Annotated in this window: 21 protein-coding genes and 1 tRNA gene; 7 read left to right on the plus strand and 15 right to left on the minus strand. The window is 57.4% G+C overall.

What is annotated here, in order from left to right; genetic code table 11:
- The first annotated feature begins 6 nt into the window (after positions 1–6).
- Positions 7–1248, plus strand: a complete 1242-nt coding sequence (locus tag ACTZWX_RS02575) for a saccharopine dehydrogenase family protein (protein ID WP_444712617.1) — start codon at positions 7–9, stop codon at positions 1246–1248.
- Positions 1249–1251: 3 nt separating this feature from the next.
- On the opposite strand, the gene cydC is transcribed toward ACTZWX_RS02575, so the two are convergent.
- From cydC to ACTZWX_RS02595, 4 genes are read right to left on the minus strand one after another with little or no spacing between them, the layout of a single operon-like run.
- Complete coding sequence (gene cydC / locus ACTZWX_RS02580) at positions 1252–2898, minus strand: thiol reductant ABC exporter subunit CydC (RefSeq protein ID WP_444712618.1); 1647 nt, start codon at positions 2896–2898, stop codon at positions 1252–1254.
- A complete protein-coding gene (cydD, locus tag ACTZWX_RS02585) occupies positions 2873–4546 on the minus strand; it encodes a thiol reductant ABC exporter subunit CydD (protein WP_444712619.1) in 1674 nt (557 codons plus the stop codon). The genes cydC and cydD overlap by 26 nt, the downstream gene beginning before the upstream one ends.
- The gene (gene cydB / locus ACTZWX_RS02590; RefSeq protein WP_444712620.1) at positions 4547–5548 is read right to left on the minus strand and encodes a cytochrome d ubiquinol oxidase subunit II; all 1002 of its coding nucleotides are present in this window, start codon (positions 5546–5548) and stop codon (positions 4547–4549) included.
- Positions 5549–5550: 2 nt separating this feature from the next.
- Positions 5551–6993: a cytochrome ubiquinol oxidase subunit I gene (locus tag ACTZWX_RS02595; RefSeq protein WP_444712621.1), complete on the minus strand. Its 1443-nt coding sequence runs from the start codon at positions 6991–6993 to the stop codon at positions 5551–5553.
- A gap of 181 nt (positions 6994–7174) precedes the next feature.
- Here ACTZWX_RS02595 and ACTZWX_RS02600 point away from each other — a divergent pair, with 181 nt between their 5' ends.
- A complete protein-coding gene (locus ACTZWX_RS02600; protein ID WP_444712622.1) occupies positions 7175–7798 on the plus strand; it encodes a class I SAM-dependent methyltransferase in 624 nt (207 codons plus the stop codon).
- A gap of 107 nt (positions 7799–7905) precedes the next feature.
- Positions 7906–7992 (plus strand) — tRNA-Leu (locus tag ACTZWX_RS02605).
- Between the two features lie 88 nt (positions 7993–8080).
- Here ACTZWX_RS02605 and ACTZWX_RS02610 read toward each other — a convergent pair.
- Together ACTZWX_RS02610 and ACTZWX_RS02615 are read right to left on the minus strand one after the other, a co-directional pair.
- Entirely contained in the window at positions 8081–8809 is a 729-nt protein-coding gene (locus ACTZWX_RS02610; RefSeq protein ID WP_444712623.1) for a THxN family PEP-CTERM protein, read from the minus strand.
- A 242-nt stretch (positions 8810–9051) separates the two neighbouring features.
- Complete coding sequence (locus tag ACTZWX_RS02615) at positions 9052–9234, minus strand: hypothetical protein (protein WP_319634434.1); 183 nt, start codon at positions 9232–9234, stop codon at positions 9052–9054.
- Between the two features lie 137 nt (positions 9235–9371).
- Between ACTZWX_RS02615 and ACTZWX_RS02620 the strand changes: the two genes are divergently transcribed.
- Entirely contained in the window at positions 9372–10163 is a 792-nt protein-coding gene (locus ACTZWX_RS02620; RefSeq protein WP_444712624.1) for an enoyl-CoA hydratase, read from the plus strand.
- 11 nt (positions 10164–10174) lie between these two features.
- On the opposite strand, the gene ACTZWX_RS02625 is transcribed toward ACTZWX_RS02620, so the two are convergent.
- From ACTZWX_RS02625 to ACTZWX_RS02635, 3 genes are read right to left on the minus strand one after another with little or no spacing between them, the layout of a single operon-like run.
- On the minus strand, positions 10175–10669 hold the full coding sequence (locus ACTZWX_RS02625; protein WP_444712625.1) for a DUF192 domain-containing protein: 495 nt from the start codon (positions 10667–10669) through the stop codon (positions 10175–10177).
- Positions 10666–11427 carry an ABC transporter permease gene (locus ACTZWX_RS02630; protein WP_061332900.1) on the minus strand — a complete coding sequence of 254 codons (762 nt, stop codon included), beginning with the start codon at positions 11425–11427 and terminating at the stop codon, positions 10666–10668. Before ACTZWX_RS02630 ends, ACTZWX_RS02625 begins: the two co-directional genes overlap by 4 nt.
- Before the next feature lie 24 nt (positions 11428–11451).
- Positions 11452–12372 carry an ABC transporter ATP-binding protein gene (locus ACTZWX_RS02635; protein WP_444712626.1) on the minus strand — a complete coding sequence of 307 codons (921 nt, stop codon included), beginning with the start codon at positions 12370–12372 and terminating at the stop codon, positions 11452–11454.
- A 134-nt stretch (positions 12373–12506) separates the two neighbouring features.
- Here ACTZWX_RS02635 and ACTZWX_RS02640 point away from each other — a divergent pair, with 134 nt between their 5' ends.
- Both ACTZWX_RS02640 and ACTZWX_RS02645 read left to right on the plus strand, forming a co-directional pair.
- A complete protein-coding gene (locus tag ACTZWX_RS02640; protein ID WP_444712627.1) occupies positions 12507–12956 on the plus strand; it encodes a hypothetical protein in 450 nt (149 codons plus the stop codon).
- A gap of 40 nt (positions 12957–12996) precedes the next feature.
- A complete protein-coding gene (locus ACTZWX_RS02645) occupies positions 12997–13293 on the plus strand; it encodes a hypothetical protein (protein ID WP_444712628.1) in 297 nt (98 codons plus the stop codon).
- On the opposite strand, the gene ACTZWX_RS02650 is transcribed toward ACTZWX_RS02645, so the two are convergent.
- From ACTZWX_RS02650 to ACTZWX_RS02665, 4 genes are all read right to left on the minus strand, one after another.
- The gene (locus ACTZWX_RS02650; RefSeq protein ID WP_444712629.1) at positions 13286–13819 is read right to left on the minus strand and encodes a hypothetical protein; all 534 of its coding nucleotides are present in this window, start codon (positions 13817–13819) and stop codon (positions 13286–13288) included. The two genes, ACTZWX_RS02645 and ACTZWX_RS02650, sit on opposite strands and share 8 nt — an antisense overlap.
- A gap of 215 nt (positions 13820–14034) precedes the next feature.
- A complete protein-coding gene (locus ACTZWX_RS02655) occupies positions 14035–15501 on the minus strand; it encodes a PhnE/PtxC family ABC transporter permease (protein ID WP_444712630.1) in 1467 nt (488 codons plus the stop codon).
- Between the two features lie 19 nt (positions 15502–15520).
- Positions 15521–16171 (minus strand): ATP-binding cassette domain-containing protein, encoded by a 651-nt coding sequence (locus tag ACTZWX_RS02660; protein ID WP_152438149.1) that lies wholly within the window; start codon positions 16169–16171, stop codon positions 15521–15523.
- Positions 16171–17040, minus strand: a complete 870-nt coding sequence (locus ACTZWX_RS02665) for a putative selenate ABC transporter substrate-binding protein (RefSeq protein ID WP_444712631.1) — start codon at positions 17038–17040, stop codon at positions 16171–16173. Before ACTZWX_RS02665 ends, ACTZWX_RS02660 begins: the two co-directional genes overlap by 1 nt.
- A gap of 156 nt (positions 17041–17196) precedes the next feature.
- Here ACTZWX_RS02665 and senB point away from each other — a divergent pair, with 156 nt between their 5' ends.
- Positions 17197–18177: a selenoneine biosynthesis selenosugar synthase SenB gene (senB, locus tag ACTZWX_RS02670; protein ID WP_444712632.1), complete on the plus strand. Its 981-nt coding sequence runs from the start codon at positions 17197–17199 to the stop codon at positions 18175–18177.
- Here the strand turns inward: senB and selD are convergent.
- Together selD and ACTZWX_RS02680 are read right to left on the minus strand one after the other, a co-directional pair.
- Complete coding sequence (gene selD / locus ACTZWX_RS02675; RefSeq protein WP_444712633.1) at positions 18161–20437, minus strand: selenide, water dikinase SelD; 2277 nt, start codon at positions 20435–20437, stop codon at positions 18161–18163. The two genes, senB and selD, sit on opposite strands and share 17 nt — an antisense overlap.
- A complete protein-coding gene (locus ACTZWX_RS02680) occupies positions 20437–21102 on the minus strand; it encodes a helix-hairpin-helix domain-containing protein (RefSeq protein ID WP_061332910.1) in 666 nt (221 codons plus the stop codon). Before ACTZWX_RS02680 ends, selD begins: the two co-directional genes overlap by 1 nt.
- Between the last annotated feature and the right edge of the window lie 5 nt (positions 21103–21107).

Below are 21107 nucleotides of genomic sequence, written 5' to 3' on the forward strand. Positions count from 1 at the left end.
CATGTAATGACGAATTCCAAGCAGGCAGACTATGATCTGGTGGTATTTGGTGCCACCAGCTTTGTGGGCCAGATTCTGACCCGATACCTGGTAGAGAACTATGGCGCGGCCGGCAAGGTGAAATGGGCTATCGCTGGCCGTTCAGAGGGCAAGCTGAATGCCCTCAAAGCCGAACTTGGTGCGCAGGCTGCAGACTTGCCGGTTCTGGTAGCTGACGCGGCCGACGATTCGGCACTGGCGGGCATGTGCCGGCAGACCCGCGTGGTGATCTCCACCGTTGGCCCATACGCCCTTTATGGTGAACCGCTGATCAAGGCCTGCGTGGACACTGGCACCGATTATTGCGACCTGACCGGTGAGGTGCAGTGGATTCGCCGGATGATCGAGGGCTATGAAGCCCAGGCCAGGAAAACCGGTGCACGAATTGTCCATTGCTGCGGTTTCGACTCGATTCCGTCCGATATGGGGGTGTGGTTCCTGCAGCAGCAGGCTGAGAAAGCCTTCGGCAAGACCTGCCAGGATGTGCGCATGCGGGTTAAGGTCGCCAAGGGTGGTTTGTCCGGTGGCACCGTGGCATCCATGATTAACGTGGCCAAAGAAGCCGGCGCGGATCCGAAACTGCGCAAGGAGCTGGCCAATCCCTTCTCGATTTGCCCGGAGGGCCACCGTTCGAAGGTACGTCAGCCCAGCCTGAAAACCGCAGAGTACGACAAAGAATTTGACGTGTGGCTGGCGCCGTTTGTGATGGGTGCCATCAACACCCGCGTAGTGCACCGTTCAAACGCGCTTCAGAAGGCCCGTTACGGTCAGGAGTTCACCTACGACGAAGCCATGATGACCGGAAAGGGCGCCAAAGGCCGCCTGACTGCTTACGGCATCACCGCCGCGCTTGGCGCTTTCTTTACCGCTTCCGCCATCAAGCCAACCCGGTGGGTGGTTGAGAAGCTGGTGCCCAAGCCTGGTGAGGGCCCAAGCCCGGAAGACCAGGAAAACGGATTCTATGACCTGCGTTTTGTGGGGCGTACGACAGACGGCAAGACCATCATCACCAAAGTCACCGGCGATCGGGACCCAGGCTACGGTTCCACAGCCAAGATGCTGGGCGAGGCAGGCCTGTGCCTGGCGTTTGATTTGTCAGACGACGACCAGGGCGGCTTCTGGACGCCGGCTTCCATGCTGGATGGCAAACTGCTGGAGCGCCTGACCAGCAAAGCGGGCCTGACTTTCGACGTGTTGGAAACCCGCTGAGGGTCAGTTCAGGTGCAGGACATGGCCGGAGGAAGGCAATAGCGCCTCCGGTCCATGCCCCAGGCAGATGACCGCCCGATCTTCCAGCCATCGATTGATCTGGGGAGCGATGCGCTCCCTGGTGTCTGTATCCACGCCGGTAAACGGTTCATCCAGAATCACCAGAGGAGCTGTGCTCAACAGAACCCTCGCCAGCACGAGCCGCCTTGCCTCACCACCAGAAAGTCGGTTACCGGCACTGCCCAGCCAGGTGGATAAACCTTCCGTTTCACGGGCAAACCTGTCTGCCAGCTCTACCAGTTCCAGAACACGCCAGAGATCGCCATCGGTAGCATTGGGGTTGCCCAATAACAGGTTGGCTTTAACCGTGTCTTCGAACACCACCGTTGCCTGTGTGAGATAGGCGCAGGGCAGGGAGGCGAGCTCCCCTTGCCGGGGCGGAATCACGCCGGCGAAGGTATCCGCCAGGGTGGATTTACCGGAGCCCGAGGCGCCAACAATACCGAGGCGTTCTCCCGCGCCAACCTTGAGGCTGAAATGGGTCAGAACCGGCGGCAGCCCTGGGTGGCCAACCGAGAGATCCCGCACTTCCAGTGCATTAGCGGTGGTTTCTCCCGGATGCCGGTCAAAGGCTGAAGAATACTCGGTTCCCGGAGCGAGCCGCACCTCCTGGTTCAGACGCCGGGCTGCAGACAGAGTGGCGCCGAGCTTGGCGAAGGCATCGGGCAGCATGGCATAGACTTCCAGCAGTCCCATCAGGGCGATGGGCAGCAGAACCAGCACGGGGCCGGTTACCGATCCCTGGTCAAACAGGGCAATACCAACCCACAGTGTCACCACAACCGCCAGATTCACGATTAACTGTGTGGCTGCCTGGTGCCATCCAGCATGGCTATCCACCCTGGCCTGGGTTCTGGACAATGACAGCGCTTGCCTCATCAAACGGCCGGAGTGCTTGCCCGTGCGCCCGGCCGCAGTGAGCTCGGCAAAGCCTTCCAGGTGCTCGATAACATCGCCACGGAGTTTCTCCTGCTGATCACTTAGCTGGCCTGATAAGTGTTGTGTACCGGCGAACACTCGCCAGCTGGAAAGCAAGATAGCCGTCGCCATCATTACCAGAAGTATCAGGGCCAATGAACCCGAGAACAGCAGCCAGGCGCTAAGCACCAGCAACACGCTGACGACCCCGGCCAGGGCCGTGGGCGCAATCACCCGAAGGTACAGGGTATCCAGGGCATCCACATCTGCCGTTAGCCTGGATAACCACTGGGCGCCAGATTTCTGGCCCCGGTCACGGTGGCCGGCTTCGGCCATTCGGTTAAACAGGGCAACACGAATATCGGTTAGCAACTGCAGTACCGTGTTGTGGTTGTATACCCGTTCAAGATAACGGGAGACCGTGCGGGACACCGCGAAAAATCTTATGCCGCCGCCCGGAACGTACAGGTTGATGTAGGCTTGTGTGCCAGCGGCCAGCAGCAGGCCCACCAGTGCGGTCTCGGTCAGAAACCAGCCCGACAAGGCCAACAACCCGATACCGGAGAGCAGGGTAGCCAGTAACAACAGGGCACCAACCACCAGGCGGCCGCGCCGCTGAAGAATCAGGTCCAGCCAGGGCTTGAGCTCACGCATGGCGAACCTCGCCGTCATTGACAATCAGCACCTGGTCCGCGAGGGCCAGCAGGGCCTGGTGGTGCGTTGAGAAGACAAGCGTTTTGCCTGCTTCCGCCAGCTTGTGAAGCGCTTCCAGAACCAGAATCTCGCTTGTCGCGTCGAGCCCGGATGTGGGTTCATCCAGCAGGATCAAGTCGTAATCCGCCAGGAAAATACGTGCCAGGCTCAGCCTGCGAGCCTGCCCGCCGGACAACCCCTGGCCATCTTCTCCAATCAAACTGTGAATACCCTGGTCCCGGCTTTCAAGCACACTGCCCAGGCCCACCAGGCGCAGCGCGTTCTCAATGGCAATGTCTGAGGCCTCCGGACTGGTCAGGCGGAGGTTGTCTGCCCAGGAGCCCTGTATCCAGAATCCGCGCTGGCCAAGCCAGCCAAACGGGCACTGGCCGGGTGCCTGGCCGAACACACTGATGGTACCGCTATCTGGCTGGATAAACCCAGCCAGCAAGTGCAGCAAAGAGGACTTTCCGCCTCCGGAGGCCCCGGTCAGCGCAACCGCTTTTCCACGCTCGATTGTCAGGTCAAGGTTGGCGAGTACCGGCTTGCCGCCCTGGTAGCTGAGGGTGACGTTTTCCAGGCTAAGACCATGATCCGGCAACGATGCGGGCTTGTCGGATGCAGGCTCCCCGCCAACGGGGGTTGCCAGTCGAGCAAGGATTTCAGCGCCGGCGCCAAGGGCGGCGGCCCGGTCGTGGTAGTGTTGCGACAGCGTTCGCAGCGGCTGGAAGAACTCCGGCGCCAGCAACAGAATCAATAACCCGGAAAAAAGTGTGAGGTCCGCGCTGGGGCCGTAAGTGATGTAGCCCAGCAAACCAAAACCAATGTAGATGGCAATAACGGCAATGGCGACGGAGGCAAAAAACTCCAGTACAGCGGAAGACAGAAAGGCCACCTTGAGGGTTTTCATTGTGATCTTGCGGTATTGGTCAGACCGCCGATGCAGGGTGCGGGAAGCATCCTCCGTCTGACGAAACAATTGCAGGGTTGTGAGGCCGCGGACCTTGTCCAGAAACTGGCCAGATAATCGACTGATGGTCTCGAAATGCTGCTGGTTGACCTTCTCGGCACCCATTCCCACCAGTGCCATGAAGATCGGAATCAGCGGCGCGGAAAGCAGTAGAAAAATGCCCGCAAGCCAGTCCAGCCAGAACACCAGAATCAGAATGGCCAGTGGAACAATCAGCGACAACGACATTTGCGGCAGGAAGCGGGCGAAGTAACCATGCAAGGCTTCCACATGGTCCAGCCATTCCCGGGCCAGAGTGCCGGTGGAGCTGTCGGCGAGCGCTACCGGGCCGGCATCCCGCCAGTGGCGGTGAATCTGTCGTCGGGCATCGCGCCGCACCTGTTCGCTGCAGCGTGCCGCAAACTGTGTCTGGAAACCCTGGCTCAGCGTGCGAACCAGCAGTGTGGCCACCAGGGCGACGAACCAGGGTGCGAGAGTAGGCGCATTCTGGCCCTCAATGACGATTTGATGCACCAGCCAGGCCAGCAGAGCCATCTGAACGATGGTTGCCAGCCCGACCAGTGCTCCGGCTACGACCGTGGCGCGAATCCACCGCTGGTTTTTTCGGGCGAGCCCGGAAAGCCATTGGCGAATATCAGCCTGAGCCGGTTCCGCCACTCAGTGGTACCCCTCACCAGCACGGACCTTGCCGCGGAATACCCAGTAGGTCCAGGCGGTGTAAGTCAGCACGATGGGGATAACGAATAGCAGCCCCAGCAGCAGGAACAGCTGCGATTCATAGGCGGAGGCGGCATCCCACAGGGTGTACTCCGGGGGAACCACATAGGGCCAGCGGCTGACAATCAAGCCAAGGTAAGTGGTGATGAACAGCCCCATGGTCGCTACAAAGGGCATGCCCTCGAATCGATTGCGAACCGAGCGCCAGATCTGGAACGCACAGAGCAGAGTCAGTGCCGGCAGAACCCAGATTACTGTGATGTGATCAAACCAGCGCTCACGCACCATGTCATCCACGAACGGGGTCCATACGCTGATGATGGCGAAGATTACCAGTACAGCAATCAGCAGCGGCGTGGTGATGCGGTATGCCCACTCCTGCAACCGACCTTCCGTCTTCAGGATAAGCCAGGTGGAGCCCAGCAAGGCATAACCGGCAAGCAGGCCAAGACCGGTCAACACCGTAAAGGGTGTCAGCCAGTCCAGCGCGCCACCAGAGTAGGCACCGTTAGTGGTTTCAAAGCCCTGGATATAGGCGCCAACCACAGCCCCCTGAGCAAACGCAGCGATGGTGGAGCCGCCGGCAAAGGCCCAGTTCCAGAGATAGCGGGAGGTTCGAGCCTTAAACCGAAACTCGAAGGCCACACCCCGGAAAATCAATCCGGCAAGCATCAGAAACACGCCAATATAGAGCGCAGGAAGGATGATGGAATACACCAGCGGGAAAGCTGCCAACAAGCCGGCGCCACCAAGCACCAGCCAGGTTTCGTTGCCATCCCATACCGGCGCCACGGTATTCATCATGGTGTCTCGGTCGGTCTCAGTCGGGGCGAAGGGGAACAGGATGCCGACACCCAGATCGAATCCATCCATCAACACATACATAATGACGCCAAAGCCAATAATGAATGCCCAGATCAAAGACAGGTTAAAAAGTTCCATGATCAAAGACCTCCTTTATCATCGGCCGGACGGGCATGGCTAGCGGCACCTGAGCCGGATTCAATTTCAAACGGCACATGGGCGGCAGAGAGGGGGCGCGCAGGGCGGTCCGATTCGTACTCACCTTCATCCTCGTCTTCCAGCCCCACGTAGAGCACCCGTAGCAGATAGTAGACGCCTGCGCTGAAGACAAGTCCATACACCACGACATAGCCAATCAGGGTGAACAGGGCCATGCCTCCAGTAAGCGACGGCGTCAGCGCCTCGGCCTGGTTCATCATGCCATACACCAACCAGGGTGAACGGCCAATTTCAGTCACGAACCATCCTGCAATCACCGCAATAAACGGGGTGATACTCATGAACCGCAACCCCTGAAGGAACCACCGTTTCTGGTAATAGGCGCCATTGCGTCTGAGCACCAGGCCGGCGAAGGCAAAGGCAATCATCAACAGCCCCAGGCCAACCATTACCCGGAAAGACCAGAACACGATGCCTACGGGTGGCTGTTCTTCTACGGCAACCTCATTCAGGCCGGGCACCTCACCGTCCCATTCGTGGGTCAGGATAAAGCTGGCCAGGTTAGGTATGCCAATCTCGAACCGGTTGGTCTGGTTTTCCTGATCTGGAATGGCGAACAGCAGCAATGGCACGTTACGGGAGGTTTCCCAATTGCCTTCCATAGCGGCTACTTTGACCGGTTGATGCTCCATGGTATTCAAGCCATGAAGATCACCAATAACCGCCTGTGTCGGGGCCAGGAACAGCAGCATCCACAAGCACATGGACAAAGCCTTGCGGTTAGCTTCCACCTCACGTCCACGAAGCAGGTACCAGGCGCTGACGCCAGCCACTACAAATCCCCCTGTCAGGAACGACGCCATTACCATGTGGGCGAACCGGTAGGGGAAGGAGGGATTGAATATCGCCTGAGACCAGGAGGTCACATGGAATACGCCTTCTCTCAACTCCACACCAGCGGGTGTGTGCATCCAGCTGTTGGCAGACAGTATCCAGAATGACGAGATGAAGGTGCCAACCGCCACCATAATGGCTGCGAACAAGTGAACACCCGCCGGTACCTTGTGACGACCGAAAAGCAGCACACCCAGAAATGCGGCCTCCAGGAAAAATGCCGTGATTACCTCATAGCTGAGCATGGGGCCAAGGAAGTTGGCTGAGGCCTGGGAGAAGTTGCTCCAATTGGTACCGAACTGAAACGACATCACGATGCCGGATACCACTCCCATCCCGAATACCACGGCAAATACCTTGGTCCAGAAGGTGGACAGTTTTTCCCACAGCGGATTGCCGGTTTTGAACGCCAAGCCTTCAAGCACAGCAATGAAAGACGCCAGACCGATGGAAAACACCGGGAAAATGGCGTGAAAAGACACGACAAACGCGAACTGGATTCGCGATAGGATGAGAGGATCGAGTTCCATAGTACCTCCGGTAACTCAAACATAGTCAAAAAACGGGTCAGCGAGCCCGTTCAGCCGCTGCCTTGGCTCTTCTTGTCTATTGTTATTACCGGCAGTTAATTACGATGCTACGCAAATTGTAGCAATAATGGATAGGGCAGTTTGTCGCACCCCTTTATCAAAAACAATTATGGTGAGCCGCATGAGCTTTTACGAGGATAGAGTGCTACCCCACATTATCGATAAGGCATGCTCCATGGGGCAGGTGATGAAACTGCGTAGCCAGATTGTACCGAGGGCCCGTGGCAAAGTGCTTGAGGTTGGCATGGGCTCCGGTATTAACCTGGAGTTTTATGACCAGAGCCAGGTTGAAATGGTCTATGGCCTGGAGCCATCGGAAGGGATGAGGCGCAAAGCATTACCAAACCTTAATCGCTCGCACATTACCGTGGAGTGGTTGGACCTGCCCGGCGAGAAGATACCGCTGGAAGATAACTCCGTGGATACGGTTTTGCTGACATTCACACTCTGCACTATCCCGGACTGGCGAGCGGCGTTGTTGCAGATGAAACGAGTACTCAAGCCAGGCGGCGACCTGCTGTTCCTGGAGCACGGGGAGGCAGCCCATGAAACCATCCGAAAATGGCAGCATCGCATAACCCCCGGGTGGAAAATGCTTGCGGGTGGCTGCCACCTCAACCGCCAGATCGCAGATCTTATTCGCCAGGCCGGCTTTGAGATTCAGGAACTGGAAAACCTGTACATGCCCAATGCGCCGAAAATAGCCGGTTTTATCTACAAAGGGCGCGCCACCAAGCCGGTTTGATTCAAGTTGGCGAGAAAATGAGCGATGAGGGCTTTGGGAGTGGAACGGAATTGCGTTACGTCATCGGGCCTTATACAATTCCGCCCTTCAAGAATCTCCCCTCCGATGCCCGGATGGTGAAATTGGTAGACACAAGAGACTTAAAATCTCTCGGCCGCAAGGCCGTGCCGGTTCGATTCCGGCTCCGGGCACCACTATTATTTCTCTTTGCTTAAATCCGGACACAAAAAAACCGCCCCTTGAATCAAGAAGCGGCTTTCACTGCGTCACTGTGCCTCGAAATCAGGCAGCCTGGCGCACCTTGCGGCGAACACCCAGTCCCAGCAGGCCCAGGCCAAGCAAGGCCAGGGTGGAAGGCTCCGGTACCGATACCGGCCTAGAGGTGATCAAGCCTTTCAACATGGCGGTATTGGATTTCTTTTCCTTGGTCCAGAACTCGTCGGCCAGTGCGCCGTCGTAGAAGAAACCGGCGATGTCGACAAAGTAGTTAACGCCACCAATCAGGAAGCTGTCGGAGGCCCCCACGTTCAGTGCGAAGGTAACCCGATCTGCACAGCCGTTGATGTTAACACCCGAGTAGTTCGCACCACCATTTGCGCAGGTCCGGTCTTCGTTTGGTGTTTCCCAGTGGAGGAACTCGAACACCGACATAACCGTTTCTTCAACGCCATCGATCTCAAGGGTTGAGTGAACGGTTAACTGTGCGGAGGTGAGTGCGGGTTCGTAGATCGGGTAATTGAAGTGCGTGAACGTGCCCAGGTTAAAGGCGACATCTTCATTTACTAAAGCCGGTGTCGCTGCACTGTCAAAACGGTAGCCGCTTTGACCACCAGACGAGGCAGGAACACCCCAACGGATTTCGTTGGTGTTCTGGCCAGTTACATCCGGAAAGACGGGTGTGGTGGCAGTCCACAAACCGGTAACGCTGGTGAGGTTAATAACGGCAGCGCTTGCCGTTCCTACAGACAACATCGCGGCGGTTGCACCGGCAACCAGTAGTTGTTTAATCATGAGAGGCACTCCCTGTGAGCATGTCGTTGTTGTGTCGCGATCGGAATAGCGCTTCCGAGGCATACACAGATACATCAGCAATTGGAGTGCCTGGGGTTGAAATTCCTCGGATTAACAAAAGTAAAGCGAGAAGCGCGCCCCTGAACACAGGCGATTCCGGATGTTGGTGTAAATAATACGGACATGTCCCAAGGGTTCCCTCAGGCTTGTAGTCAGCCTTCAGGAAGTTGCCACTCAATTCATCACTGATCCTGCTCAGCTCTTTCCTCGGGCTCCTGGTACTGTGATTCCTGGGCCGGCATTACCGGGCGTACCTGGTTGATATCGCCGGTGGGCACCCTGGGGTCATCTTTTATCAATACCATGAGAGCACCACCCAGGATCAGGACCAGAAGTGCTATTTTGATCAGTACATTGCGAGACATAGATTCTCCTGTTTGCGTTCGCCTCCTATTACCCTGAGGGCTCTGGCGGTAATTACAAGCATTGTCCGAAGGTCGGTTCGACACAGGTGCAGGGTTTGGTGATACTGCCCGGAAGTGTTTTGAGGGAGGAGCAGGCTATGACACAAGCAACCGGTAATCTGGTGCGGCAGCGCACGGAGAATGGCATCACCACCGTAACGCTGAGCCATCCGGAGCGGCGAAACAGTCTGTCGATGGCCATGCTGGAGGCATTGTCAGATGTTTTTACAGCTATAGAACAGGATTCCGAAACCCGTGTGGTGGTGCTGGCTGCCGAGGGGCACGTATTCTGCGCGGGGCATGATCTTCGGGAGATGCGTTCGCAGTTCGACAGCCATGAATTCCAACTGGCACTGTTTCAGCAATGTAGCAAGGTGATGCAGCAGGTCGTGAACCTGCCGCAGCCGGTGATCGCCAGGGTGGCCGGGGTAGCCACGGCGGCCGGTTGCCAGTTAGTTGCCAGCTGTGATCTGGCCGTGGCGGAGCAGGGGGCCCGGTTTGCCACCCCCGGCGTGAATATTGGCTTGTTCTGTTCCACGCCAATGGTGGCGTTGTCCCGAAACGTTTCCCGCAAGCACGCCATGGAAATGCTGCTGACCGGGGAGATGATTGATGCGCCCAGGGCGGAAGCCATCGGGCTGGTCAACCGGGTGGTCGCTGCCGACGTTCTGGATGAGACGGTGTACCGAATGGCGGCAACGATTGCCAGTAAGTCCGGGCATACCCTGAAAATTGGCAAATCTGCGTTCTATCGCCAACTGGAAATGCCGTTATCGGACGCCTATGAATACACCGCTGAGGTGATGGCGGCGAACGCCTGCACGGATGATGCCCGGGAAGGGATCTCGGCTTTTCTGGAAAAGCGCGATCCGGACTGGAAGCACCGATAACCCTATCCTGCCTATGGCTGGCAAGCCTCTGCTGCTGGCCAGAGCAGTTGGTCGCCCGGGGTTATGTTCCGGGCGGCGAAGTACCCCTCGTTCATTTCCACTGCATTCCAGAACGGTTCCCCTGAGGGATAAGTAGGGCAGTTCCGGCCTTCGGATGAGGGGCAGGGAGTCATGGTTCGTGTGCTCACGATAACGCCCTGTTGATCAAGATACGCGATGTCCAGGGGAATCAGGGTCTGGTACATCCAGAACCCATGGTTGGCTGAGCGTTCAGCCTGGTAAGTGAACAACATGCCGGCATCCTCTGCCAGTGTGGTTCTGTTCATCAGTCCCCGTTGCCGTTGCTTGTCCTTACTGGCCACCTCAAGCACCACTGTATGGTGTTGGCTGTCTGAGAGGAAGCAGGCCTCAACCGTGGGTAGTGTTTCTGGCGCGTCGGCCAACCCTGCCGGCGCCCAGCCTGTCGCCACCAGCGTGACGACAGCGGCAATCCGCCACGGGTTCATGTGCGCAACCGGTAACCGGTTTTGAAGATCCACCACACGGCAATCATGCATAGGGCGAGGAAGACCAGGGTCATGCCCACGCTGATCGCCACATGCACATCTGCCACGCCATAGAAGGCCCAGCGGAAACCGCTGATCAGGTACACCACCGGGTTGAACAGGCTGATGGTTTGCCAGATGTCGGGCAGCATGTCGATGGAGTAGAAGGTGCCGCCCAGGAACACCAGAGGCGTGACAATCATCATGGGTACAATCTGCAGTTTTTCAAAACCGTCCGCCCAGATGCCGATGATGAAACCGAACAGGCTGAAGGTAATGGACGTCAGTACCAGGAACGAGAGCATCCAGAATGGATGCAGAACCGAGTAATCCACGAACAGCCGGGCGGTGGCCAGGATGATAAGGCCGAGGATGACAGCCTTGGTGGCGGCGGCGCCCACGTAGCCGAGCACAATCTCGAAATAGGAGACTGGCGCAGACAGCACCTCGTAGATAGTGCCGGAGAACTTGGGCATGTAGATACCGAAGGAGGCGTTGGAGATGCTTTGCATCAGCAGCGACAGCATCACCAGCCCGGGGATGATGTAGGCGCCGTAGTCGATACCGCCGATCTCGCCCATGCGAGAACCGATAGCCGAGCCGAACACCACAAAATACAGGCAGGTGGAGATCACCGGCGACAGCACACTTTGCATGACGGTGCGTTTCATGCGCGCCATCTCGAACTTGTAGATTGCTTTTACACCGTACAGATTCATTGCGCTCTCCATTCGTGCCGGCGGTTATTCGTGCACCAGGCCAACAAATATTTCTTCCAGCGAGCTTTCCCGGGTTTGCAGATCCCGGTATTCGATACCCAGATCCCCGAGGGTACGAAGCAGGCGGGCAACACCGGCCTGCTGTTGCTGGGCGTCGAAGGTATAGATCAACTGGTAACCGTCGTCTGACAGTTCCACCGGTTCCAGGGTAAGCTCGCCGGGAATCTTGTCGAGCTTGTTCTGGAGATGCAGGCGAAGCTCTTTCTTCCCGAGCTTGGACATCAGGCGATCTTTGTCTTCCACCAGGATGATCTCGCCCTGGCGTATAACACCGATGCGGTCCGCCATTTCCTCGGCTTCTTCGATGTAGTGGGTGGTCAGAATAATGGTGGTACCGGTCTCACGCAGTTTGCGCACCATCTCCCACATATCCCGGCGCAGCTCCACATCCACCCCGGCGGTGGGCTCATCCAGGAACAGGATGCGAGGCTCGTGAGACAACGCTTTGGCAATCATCACTCGGCGTTTCATGCCCCCTGAAAGCGACATGATGCGGTTGTTGCGCTTGTCCCACAGTGAAAGGTCTTTCAATACCTTTTCGATGTGGGCTGGCTTGGGTGGTTTTCCAAACAGCCCGCGGCTGAACGACACCGCATGCCAGACTGTCTCGAAGGAGTCGGTATTCAGCTCCTGGGGAACCAGGCCGATGGCCTCCCGGGCTTTACGGTAGTCTTTCACGATATCGTGGCCGGCCGCTCTTACTTCGCCGTCGCCTTTGTTCACGATGCCGCAGATGATGGAGATCAGGGTGGTTTTGCCGGCGCCATTGGGGCCAAGCAAAGCGAAAATCTCACCGGGGAAGATTTCCAGGTTGACGTCTTTCAGGGCCTGAAAGCCGTCGCCGTAGATCTTATTCAAGTGCTTTACGGAAATGTCCGGTTGCACGGGCGTGTCCTGTTTTTTGGGGTGACTCAAACCAGAAAGCCCGACATTTTCTCATGCTGGCAGCAGTTTAGAAACCTTTGCTATGTCGGGATTTATCCCCATAATGCCCATTTCGGAACAGGCAGGGGCGGAGAATGGTACGAGCCATCGTGATTGTAGGTTTAGTGGTGGGAGCAATTGTTCTTACACTGTTCGGTTCGCGCCTGCTCGATACAACGGGTGACACCGCTGACCATCCCGAGTGCGATCTTTTGGCAGGTGCCTGTAGCTGGACCACCCAGGATGGCGAATGGCGACTGAGGTTGCAGGAGGTAGAAGAGGGCGCCCAGGGCATGGAATATGTTCTTCAGGTTTCCGTTCCGAAGGCGCCTGATCGCTTTCTGGCTGTCCTTAAAGGCCAATCGATGTACATGGGGGAGTATCCGGTGCCGCTGGTACGGGAAGCTCCGCTCGAGTACCAGGCGAGGTTTACCGCACCGTTCTGCACTACCGGCGCCGACATGATCTGGCGAATCGATCTTCAGGATGGCCAGGAAAGATTGGAAAATGTGCCCTGGACACTGGTGTTCAAAGCGCAAAAATAGTTAAATCCTGGAAAATTACAGTGGTTTCCAGGGAAAAGTGATGGATTACGGGGAAAGTGTTCAGAAGGTTCTGCTGCGCAAGATTACGAAAGCCGAGCAGGATCTGTTGCAGCTCAAACTGGATTACTGCCGGTTTGTTTTTGGCCTGTCTCATCGAGCCCGGGTAACCGCTAACGGTAGAACCTGGCTTGTGCGCTCAGTAGACGTGCAGTCGATGACCTACACTGACGACGGCACCTTCACCAAGCCCAGTGTCAGCGGCACTCCCGAAGAAGATGATACCGGCCGGCAGGTCGTTGCCCTCGGCACTGAATGGGAATTGGCAACGGTCAAATAAAGGCGTTGCCGGTTACGACTTCATAGAGGCTGAATTCCGGTGGCACGAACTGATGCTCCGCCCAGAATTCCGCGCCTTCCAACCCTGCACGATAACAGGCCAGTCGTTCGCTGCTCGAGGTAAGGGTGGCGATGGCCTGGATGGCCGCCGGCTGGCGGATCCCGGTTTTCCGATGCACGATTCTGGCAACCAGCCCTGCGAGGGCGCCGTTATGGCGATTGGCACGTGGGCTAAGGGCGCAGGCGGCACCGTACAGCCAGGCGGCCGTGTAGGCGTGCACCACCTCTGGAGCCTCTGTTAGCGCAAGTCCTTTGACCCGGCAGTCACGCTCCTGCAGGGCGGCCAGGATATGCAACTTGGTAAACAGTTCCGTTTTGTCGGAAGACACCACCGATGTTGATTCCGACTTCGGCCGGGCAGGGTGTTCCGGGGCGGGCGATTGAGTAAACCGCGCACCCTCAATGCCGCCGCGATTGGCAATAACGCCACCCTGAACCGTGGATTCCTGTCGAATGAGCGAGAACATTCGCAATCCCAGCAAAGCCATCAAAATCACGAGCCCAACTTGGGTAATAACGACCAGTCCATTGACCATCATGGGTGTGCCTGCCTTTCAAACATTCGGTTAACTGCTGATACTGCGAATTGTAACAGCGTGTAACCGAATGGCGAGCCAACTGGCCAGCAGAACGGATAAAAGCTCGTGGCTTACTCTGAAATTGTGAACGGTATCCCAGCGTCTTAGCAGGTGGGCATGGTTTGCAGTGCCAGTTTGCGACGTATGTAACGGCCGAGGATATCAACGCCAATGTTCAGCAAGGCCGTGATCAGTATCAGGATCATGGCGCGGTCAAACTGAATGTTCTGGATGGCGGAATCCACATAGAATCCCAGGGTGTAGATGCCCAGAATGCCCAGAATCGCGGTTTCCCGCATGATGATTTCCCACCGGTAGAACAGAAACGCCAGGAACGATCGATAAACCCGGGGCACCAGTTCCCAGCTGTAGCGGGTGAAACCCTGTGGGGCGTCCGGGCGCAGGTGAATGGTGTTGGTCTGGCGGCCAATCAGATGCCCGATGATGCCGCCGTTATGCAGTGCCAGGGCCACCACTGCCGGCAACATGGATGGGCCCCACAGTTGCAGCAGAATGTACGCCAGGATGTATTCCGGGGTGGAACGGGCAATCACCAGAAACACGTGGCCGGAGGTGCGGCGCACCGGCCCGCCAAAGTGTTTCGAGATCAGCGGGAATGCCAGTAGCGATAATATTCCGGTGGCCACCAACGCTATCTGGGTGAGCACCACCGTGTTCCATATTCCAGGCAGGGCCTCGCTGACCATCACATCGCCAAGCCAGTTGGAGAAAGACGCCAGGCCTTCACCATTGCGTAACGGCGCCGGCACTATGTCTTCGGTAAAGAAACGCTCAACGTTACCCCAGACAATCGGAAATCCCTCTCCCAGAAAGAACGGTGCGGCCAGGATGTAGACAGGCAGTGCCTTGGGCCTTACCCAGAGCGGCATGGTAGCGATCAGAACATAGAACAGAATAAGCATCGCCCCGGCATCGGAGTACATGCCCTGGGAGAACGATGTTTCCAGATAGAAGCCAAGGGTAGGCAGCCCGACAAACCCGAGGATAGCGGAAGACCGCAAACCGCATTCAAGGCGGTAGGCGGTGTAGGTGCGCAGCTGAACCCAGCAGTCGGGTATCCTGGCGTACAGAAAGGCGGCAATGGCGTGGGTGCCCTTGGGCAGGAGTTGCGCCGGTTCCGGGTCAGACTCATCCAGGATTTCTGAATACACCTTGGCAAAGATGCCGGCGTAGGGGATGGCAATCGCCAACACACCGGTCAGCGGGTGAAAGCCAAAGAACTGAAGGAAGATCAGCGCCCAGAACAGCTCATGGATTGCACGGATGAACGCACAGAAAATCCGTACCGGCATGAAACGATACAATAGCGCCAGCAGGAAGCCGAAGAAACTGCCAAGGGTGACGCCCACAAAACCAAAGGCAACCGTGCGTAGCAGAGCGGTTAACAGACCTTCGGTACTGAAGAAATTGGGGGTAACCACTCCCAGGAAGAATTGCCCAAGATCCCGCCAGGGGTTGGCGGTGGTAATGGCAATGTCGGCCACCAGCAGGCCTGCCACGGCGATGGCAAGAAACAGAAAGCTGGCGCGAACGGTGGGGTAGGAGAACATGGGGTGCCGGCGCTGCCTGTCAGTAAAGCGTCATGATATCAGACGCGTTCAGTTTGCTGGCCGGTTGGTCCAGTGCCACCTGGCCATCCTGAATACCCACGATCCGGTTACAGTAGGCAAGGGCCATATCCACATCGTGGAGTGCAATCACGCTGGTATGGAAGCGCTCTGTCAACGCACTCATAACCAGATGCGCCATAGGGCCGTCCAGGGCAGAGATGGGCTCATCGGCGAGCAGTATCGGAGCATGCCTGTACAGAGCCCTGGCAATGGCAACCCGCTGGCGCTGGCCACCAGACAGCGAGGCCGTGGGTGACCATTGCTTTTCAGCAATGCCAAGTTGATTCAGCAGGTCGCTGATGACGGCGCGGTCCTTGCGGAACGGCCGGAGCAGGGTAAGGGTGTTGTACCACAGCGGGTGCTGGTCCAGCTGGCCCATAAACACGTTGTGAAACACCGGTAGTGCGTTGACCAGACCAAGCCCCTGGGGGACCAGCGAGGCGTCGCGGGTCAGGCGCTCATACAGCAGTTTGATCAGCGTGGACTTACCGGCACCGCTCTTACCCACCAGGGCCACATGCTCACCATCGTTTACCTTAAGAGACAGCGGGCCTATCACCCGCTTGTCTCCAAAACTTGCCTTTAGCTGATCAAATGAAAAGCCTGACATCAATCGATGATTCCAATGTCTTTGGCAACGCTGCGAATGGGCTCGTAATCATCGTTGGAAGCAGGAATAAAGCCTTCACGGGGGAAGCTCTCCAGCAGCGCGGGGTCGTCCAGATCAAGCAGGGCCTGACGAACCCTGTCCTTGAAGCCTTCACCAAATCGGGCATCAACGTCGCCACGGATGGTCCACTGGTAGTTGGGGAAGCCCGGGGTCTTCCAGATAATCCGGACATCGTCTGTATTGATGTTGCCGTCTTCCAGTTCCTTTTCCCAAACCTTGTAGTTGAGAGCGCCGACTTCATAAGTGCCGGATTCGACCAACCTTAATGTACGGGTGTGGTTACCGCTGTAACCAACACGGCTGAACACCGATTCCGGCGCTTCGCCGAAACGCTGGCGGATATGGTACTCGGGGATCAGGCGGCCAGAGGTAGAGCCCTTGGAGCCAAACGTGAATGTTTTGCCGCGAACGCCCTCGGGCAATTCGTCACTGCGCTCAAGACCAGTACTCTTGTGGGCGATGAAGTAGTTGTAAAACGCCTGGTCTTCAACGCCCTGGGCGAGTGCTTCTGAGCCGGGAACCAATGCACGGGCCTGAACACCCGACAACCCGCCAAACCAAGCCAGTTGTACCTGGTTGTTGCGGAATGCAGAAATGGCGGCGGCGTAGGACTTAACCGGAATATAGCGTACATCTACCTCCAGTTGCTCCGACAGGTAATCCGCAATGCCGCGGAAGCGCTCTACGAGTTTGGTTTCGTCCTCATCGGGAATCGCGGTAAAGACAAACGTTTGTGCAGACACAGTGCCAGAGGCAAGCAGGATCAGGAAACCGGAAACAAGCCATTTCCGTATTTGCTTGGTGATCATAATCTTTCCTTCTACAAAGAGGGTGATGATGTTGCTGGGGATTGGGACCTGCAGAGGATAACGTGATTACCGTCAAGTCTGAACCGATATACGGTAGAAGTCTTTACCCGGAGCATTCAGAGCGACAGAATTGTGTAATATCTTCCTGGCAGGCCTATGAATATTAGCATTCTTACCCCGGCGGGGCCGGACTCAAAAGCGGGGAACCGCGCAACCGCCTTGCGATGGCAGCAGTTGCTGGAGCAGGCTGGCCATCAGGTGACGGTGGTTACAGGTTATGACGGAGAGCCGACAGACCTGCTAATAGCCCTTCATGCCTGGCGAAGCGCCGGCGCGATCCAACAGTTCCACACCGAATGGCCTCAAAAACCACTGATCGTCGCCCTGACCGGCACCGACATCTATCATCACCAGTACGAATACCCGGAACCAACCCATGCCTCTATGGCAGCGGCATCGGTACTGATTGGCTTGCATGATCTTGTTGGCCAGGACATTCCTGAAACCCTCCGGCACAAGCTGCTTACCTTGCGGCAGTCCGCCGCCAAGCCGGCGGTTCGCGGCGGGTCCCGGCCAGAGCCAGGTCAGTTCAATATCTGCGTGATCGGTCACCTGAGGGATGAGAAGGATTCCCTGCGTGCCGCTTGGGCTAGCCGGCTATTACCGGAGGAGTCTGCCATCGTTGTGTCCTGTGCCGGAAAGCCGCACAACGATGAGTGGCGGGAACGGGCAATGAGCGAAAGCAAGGATAACCCTCGTTTCCACTGGCTGGGAGAACTGGATAAAGCGCAGCTGGAAAATCTGATGGCCGTGAGCAGCCTGATGGTGATCAGTTCTGTGATGGAGGGCGGGGCCAATGTGGTGTCTGAAGCCTGCAGGGCAGGGTTGCCCATTCTGGCTTCTGATATTCCGGGTAACCGTGGTCTGTTGGGTGAGCACTACCCCGGGTATTATCCGGTCAAGGATGAGGCCGCGTTGGCCCGGCTGATGCGCAAGGCCGAAAGTGAGCCGGAATTTCTGGCACAACTGGCCGCCTGCGTGAATGAGCTGGCAGAAACCTTTACCCCGGAGCGCGAACGCCAGAGCCTGGAGCAGGCCGTGGCGCTGGCGCTCGCTGCGGTTAATCCCGCAGGGTAATGGGTTCTATCGGGCCGTTTTCATCCTGAGCGAGTACCCGGCCGATAATCGCGGTGTGGGGGTAGCCCATGACCTTGAGCTCCCTGACACAAGCTTCCGCCACGGCTACGGGCACGCTGGCCAGAAGTCCTCCAGCGGTTTGCGGATCAAAGATCAGGGGATACCGGGGGTGGTTAACCCAGTCGCCCTGGTCCCGGATACCCCGGCGCAGCCTTACGTTCGCCGGCTGCAAAGAGCTCAAAATCCCGGCCGCCACGGTTTCTTCCGCACCAGGCAGAATGGGGATAGCGGTCAGGTCCAGCTCGGCATCGACACCGGAAGGCTTGGTCATTTCCACCAGGTGCCCCAGCAGGCCAAAACCGGTGACATCGGTGCAGGCCCGGGCCCCGTGGCGCAGCAAGCACTCAGCAGCGGCTTTATTGGACTGCACCATGGAGGCCAGCGCGGCATCAATCCAGCGGCCCTTGGCCGTCAGGCGGGCATGGGCCGCGAACAGGGTTCCGGTACCAATGGGTTTGGTCAGCAGCAATACATCACCGGCTCGAAGGCCGCCCTTGCTCATGACTTTGTCCGGATCGATCAAGCCATTGACGGCGAACCCGAGCGCAAGCTCCTTACCTTCGCCGGTATGGCCGCCGACCAATGCACAACCAGCCTCATTCAGGACTTCCACCGCACCCGACATCATCTGGAACACGGTATCTTCCACTTTTGACTCGATACCAAAAGGGACAGTCGCCACCGCCGTAGCGCTCTGGGCTTCCGCGCCCATGGCAAATACATCACCCAAGCTGTGATTGGCGGCTACCTTTCCGAAGATGTAAGGGTCATCAATGAACGCCCGGAAGAAGTCCACGGTGTGTACCACGGCCTTACCCGGTGGCACGTTCACCACCGCAGCATCATCCGGAGCGTGCAGGCCAATGAGGATGTCGTCGCGCTCAATCGGGCGCAGCTCGCCCAGCGCCCTGGACAGCACTGTGCTACCAACCTTGGCGCCACAACCGCCGCAACGCATGGCAACGGCTGATATGGCCTGGGAGGCTTCTTCGGGATTCTGGGCGGCCGAGGTGTCTGGTAATCTTGCGCTGTCTTCCATGGCCGGCAGGTCAGTGAATTCCTTCATGAACCGGCGGTCAATCCAGTCTTTCCAGCGCCAAACCCAGGCGCCCGAAAACCCGTAATTGCCTTTGGAAGCGACGGCGAACTGGTCACCGGTGCTGATCAACGCCAGCCAGGTTTTCTGGGGATTGAACGGTCTGGGTGGTTTGCCCAAGGCCATCCGCTTGAGGTTATCCGCCAAAGGCCGCCCCTGGCGCACGGCAAACACTCCGGCTTTTTCACGGGGGTGGTTCACCACGTTGGCGATGTCGCCGGCCACAAAAATGTGGTCGTCGTTCTCGGTCTGCAGGGTGTCCCGGGCCCGGATAAACAGGCCATCATCCAGCTCCAGGCCAGTAGATTCCAGCCAGGACGGGCCACCGGCGCGGGTAACCCATAGCACTTCGTCGGTTTGCAGTGTCTGGCCGGATTCGGTGGCCAGCAGCCCTGCGTCCACCCGGGAAACAGCACCGCCCAGATGCAGCTTTACGCCTTGGCGAACCAGTTTGTCCCGGAAAACCGCGCGAACCTTGGCATTATGGGTGGGCAGAATCTCGTTTGCAGCATCGAACAGATGAAAGTGCAGCTGGTTCGGGTCTTTGCCCTGATTAGCCAGTTCATTGCGTAAGCGGAACTGCATGGCCAGAGTGAGTTCCACGCCGCCGGCACCGGCACCCACCACGGCGATGGTCATGGGTCCATCGTGGTTCTCGATGCGGGACAGCAGCGATAACCATCGGTTGTTGAACCCGGTGATGGGTTTCACCGGTACCGCATGTTCCGCCGCACCGTTTACCTCGGAAACCCGGGGAGAGGAACCGATGTTGATCGAAAGGATATCGTAGGGAACATTCGGGCGGCCTTTGCAGATCACCCGTTTTGCCGCACGGTCAATGCCAGACACTTCCGCACGGTAGAACCGGGCACCGGCGTATTCTGCCAGTCGGCTCAGATCAATATGCACATCGTCATAGCTGTAATGCCCCGCCACATAACCGGGAAGCATGCCGGAGTAGGGGGTGTGGGTATCACGGCATATGAGAGTAAGCCGAACGCCGGGAACCGGATTCATGGCGAATCGCTTGAGGACCCCGACGTGGCTGTGCCCGCCACCTACCAGGACGATGTCCCGTAATACAGGTTGATCGGGTGTTTGCATCAGATGACTTTCTTGGCCTCAGCAGACAGCTCACTGAACCCTTTGATGCTCTTGAAGGCTTCCAGTTTCTGTTTATCGGCATCGCTCGGGTTGGCGATCTGGTCGATGGATGTAATGCCGGCATCTTTCATTTTCTTTGCCGTTGCCGGGCCAATACCCTTGATGCGGGTCAGGTCAGATTTGTCCGCCGGCTTGGCGGTTTTGGCTGCTACCGGCTTCTTTGCTGCAGGCTTTTTGGCGGCAGCAGGTTTGGCCTTGCTGGCAGCCGGCTTTTTCACAGCTGGCTTCTTGGCCGCAGGCTTTGCACTTGTTGCCTTTTTCGCGGCAGTAGTGGCCTTTTTGGCGGTGGTGTCTGCGGCTTTCTTGACGTCTTTGCCAGATTCCTTGGCTGCAATACCCAGCTTGTCCAGCAATGAGCTCTGCAGTTCGTGGAATTCGTTCATCCGGCGCTCGAACTCTTCATTGAAGCGCTTTACCTCACGCTCACGGAGTTCGTCCATTTCCTTGAGCAGTTTACGAACCGGATCCTGAACCTGATGCTGCAGGTGGTCGAACTGTTTCAGGGCATCATTGATGAGTGTTTCAATCTGAGCCGTGGTTTTCTCGAACTCTTTGTTCACTTTTTTGACAATCTTATCAACACTGGGTTTGGCTTTCTTTGCCATAGGAC

It is taken from the genome of Marinobacter sp. NSM, assembly GCF_052380025.1.
In the GTDB taxonomy this organism is placed as follows: domain Bacteria; phylum Pseudomonadota; class Gammaproteobacteria; order Pseudomonadales; family Oleiphilaceae; genus Marinobacter.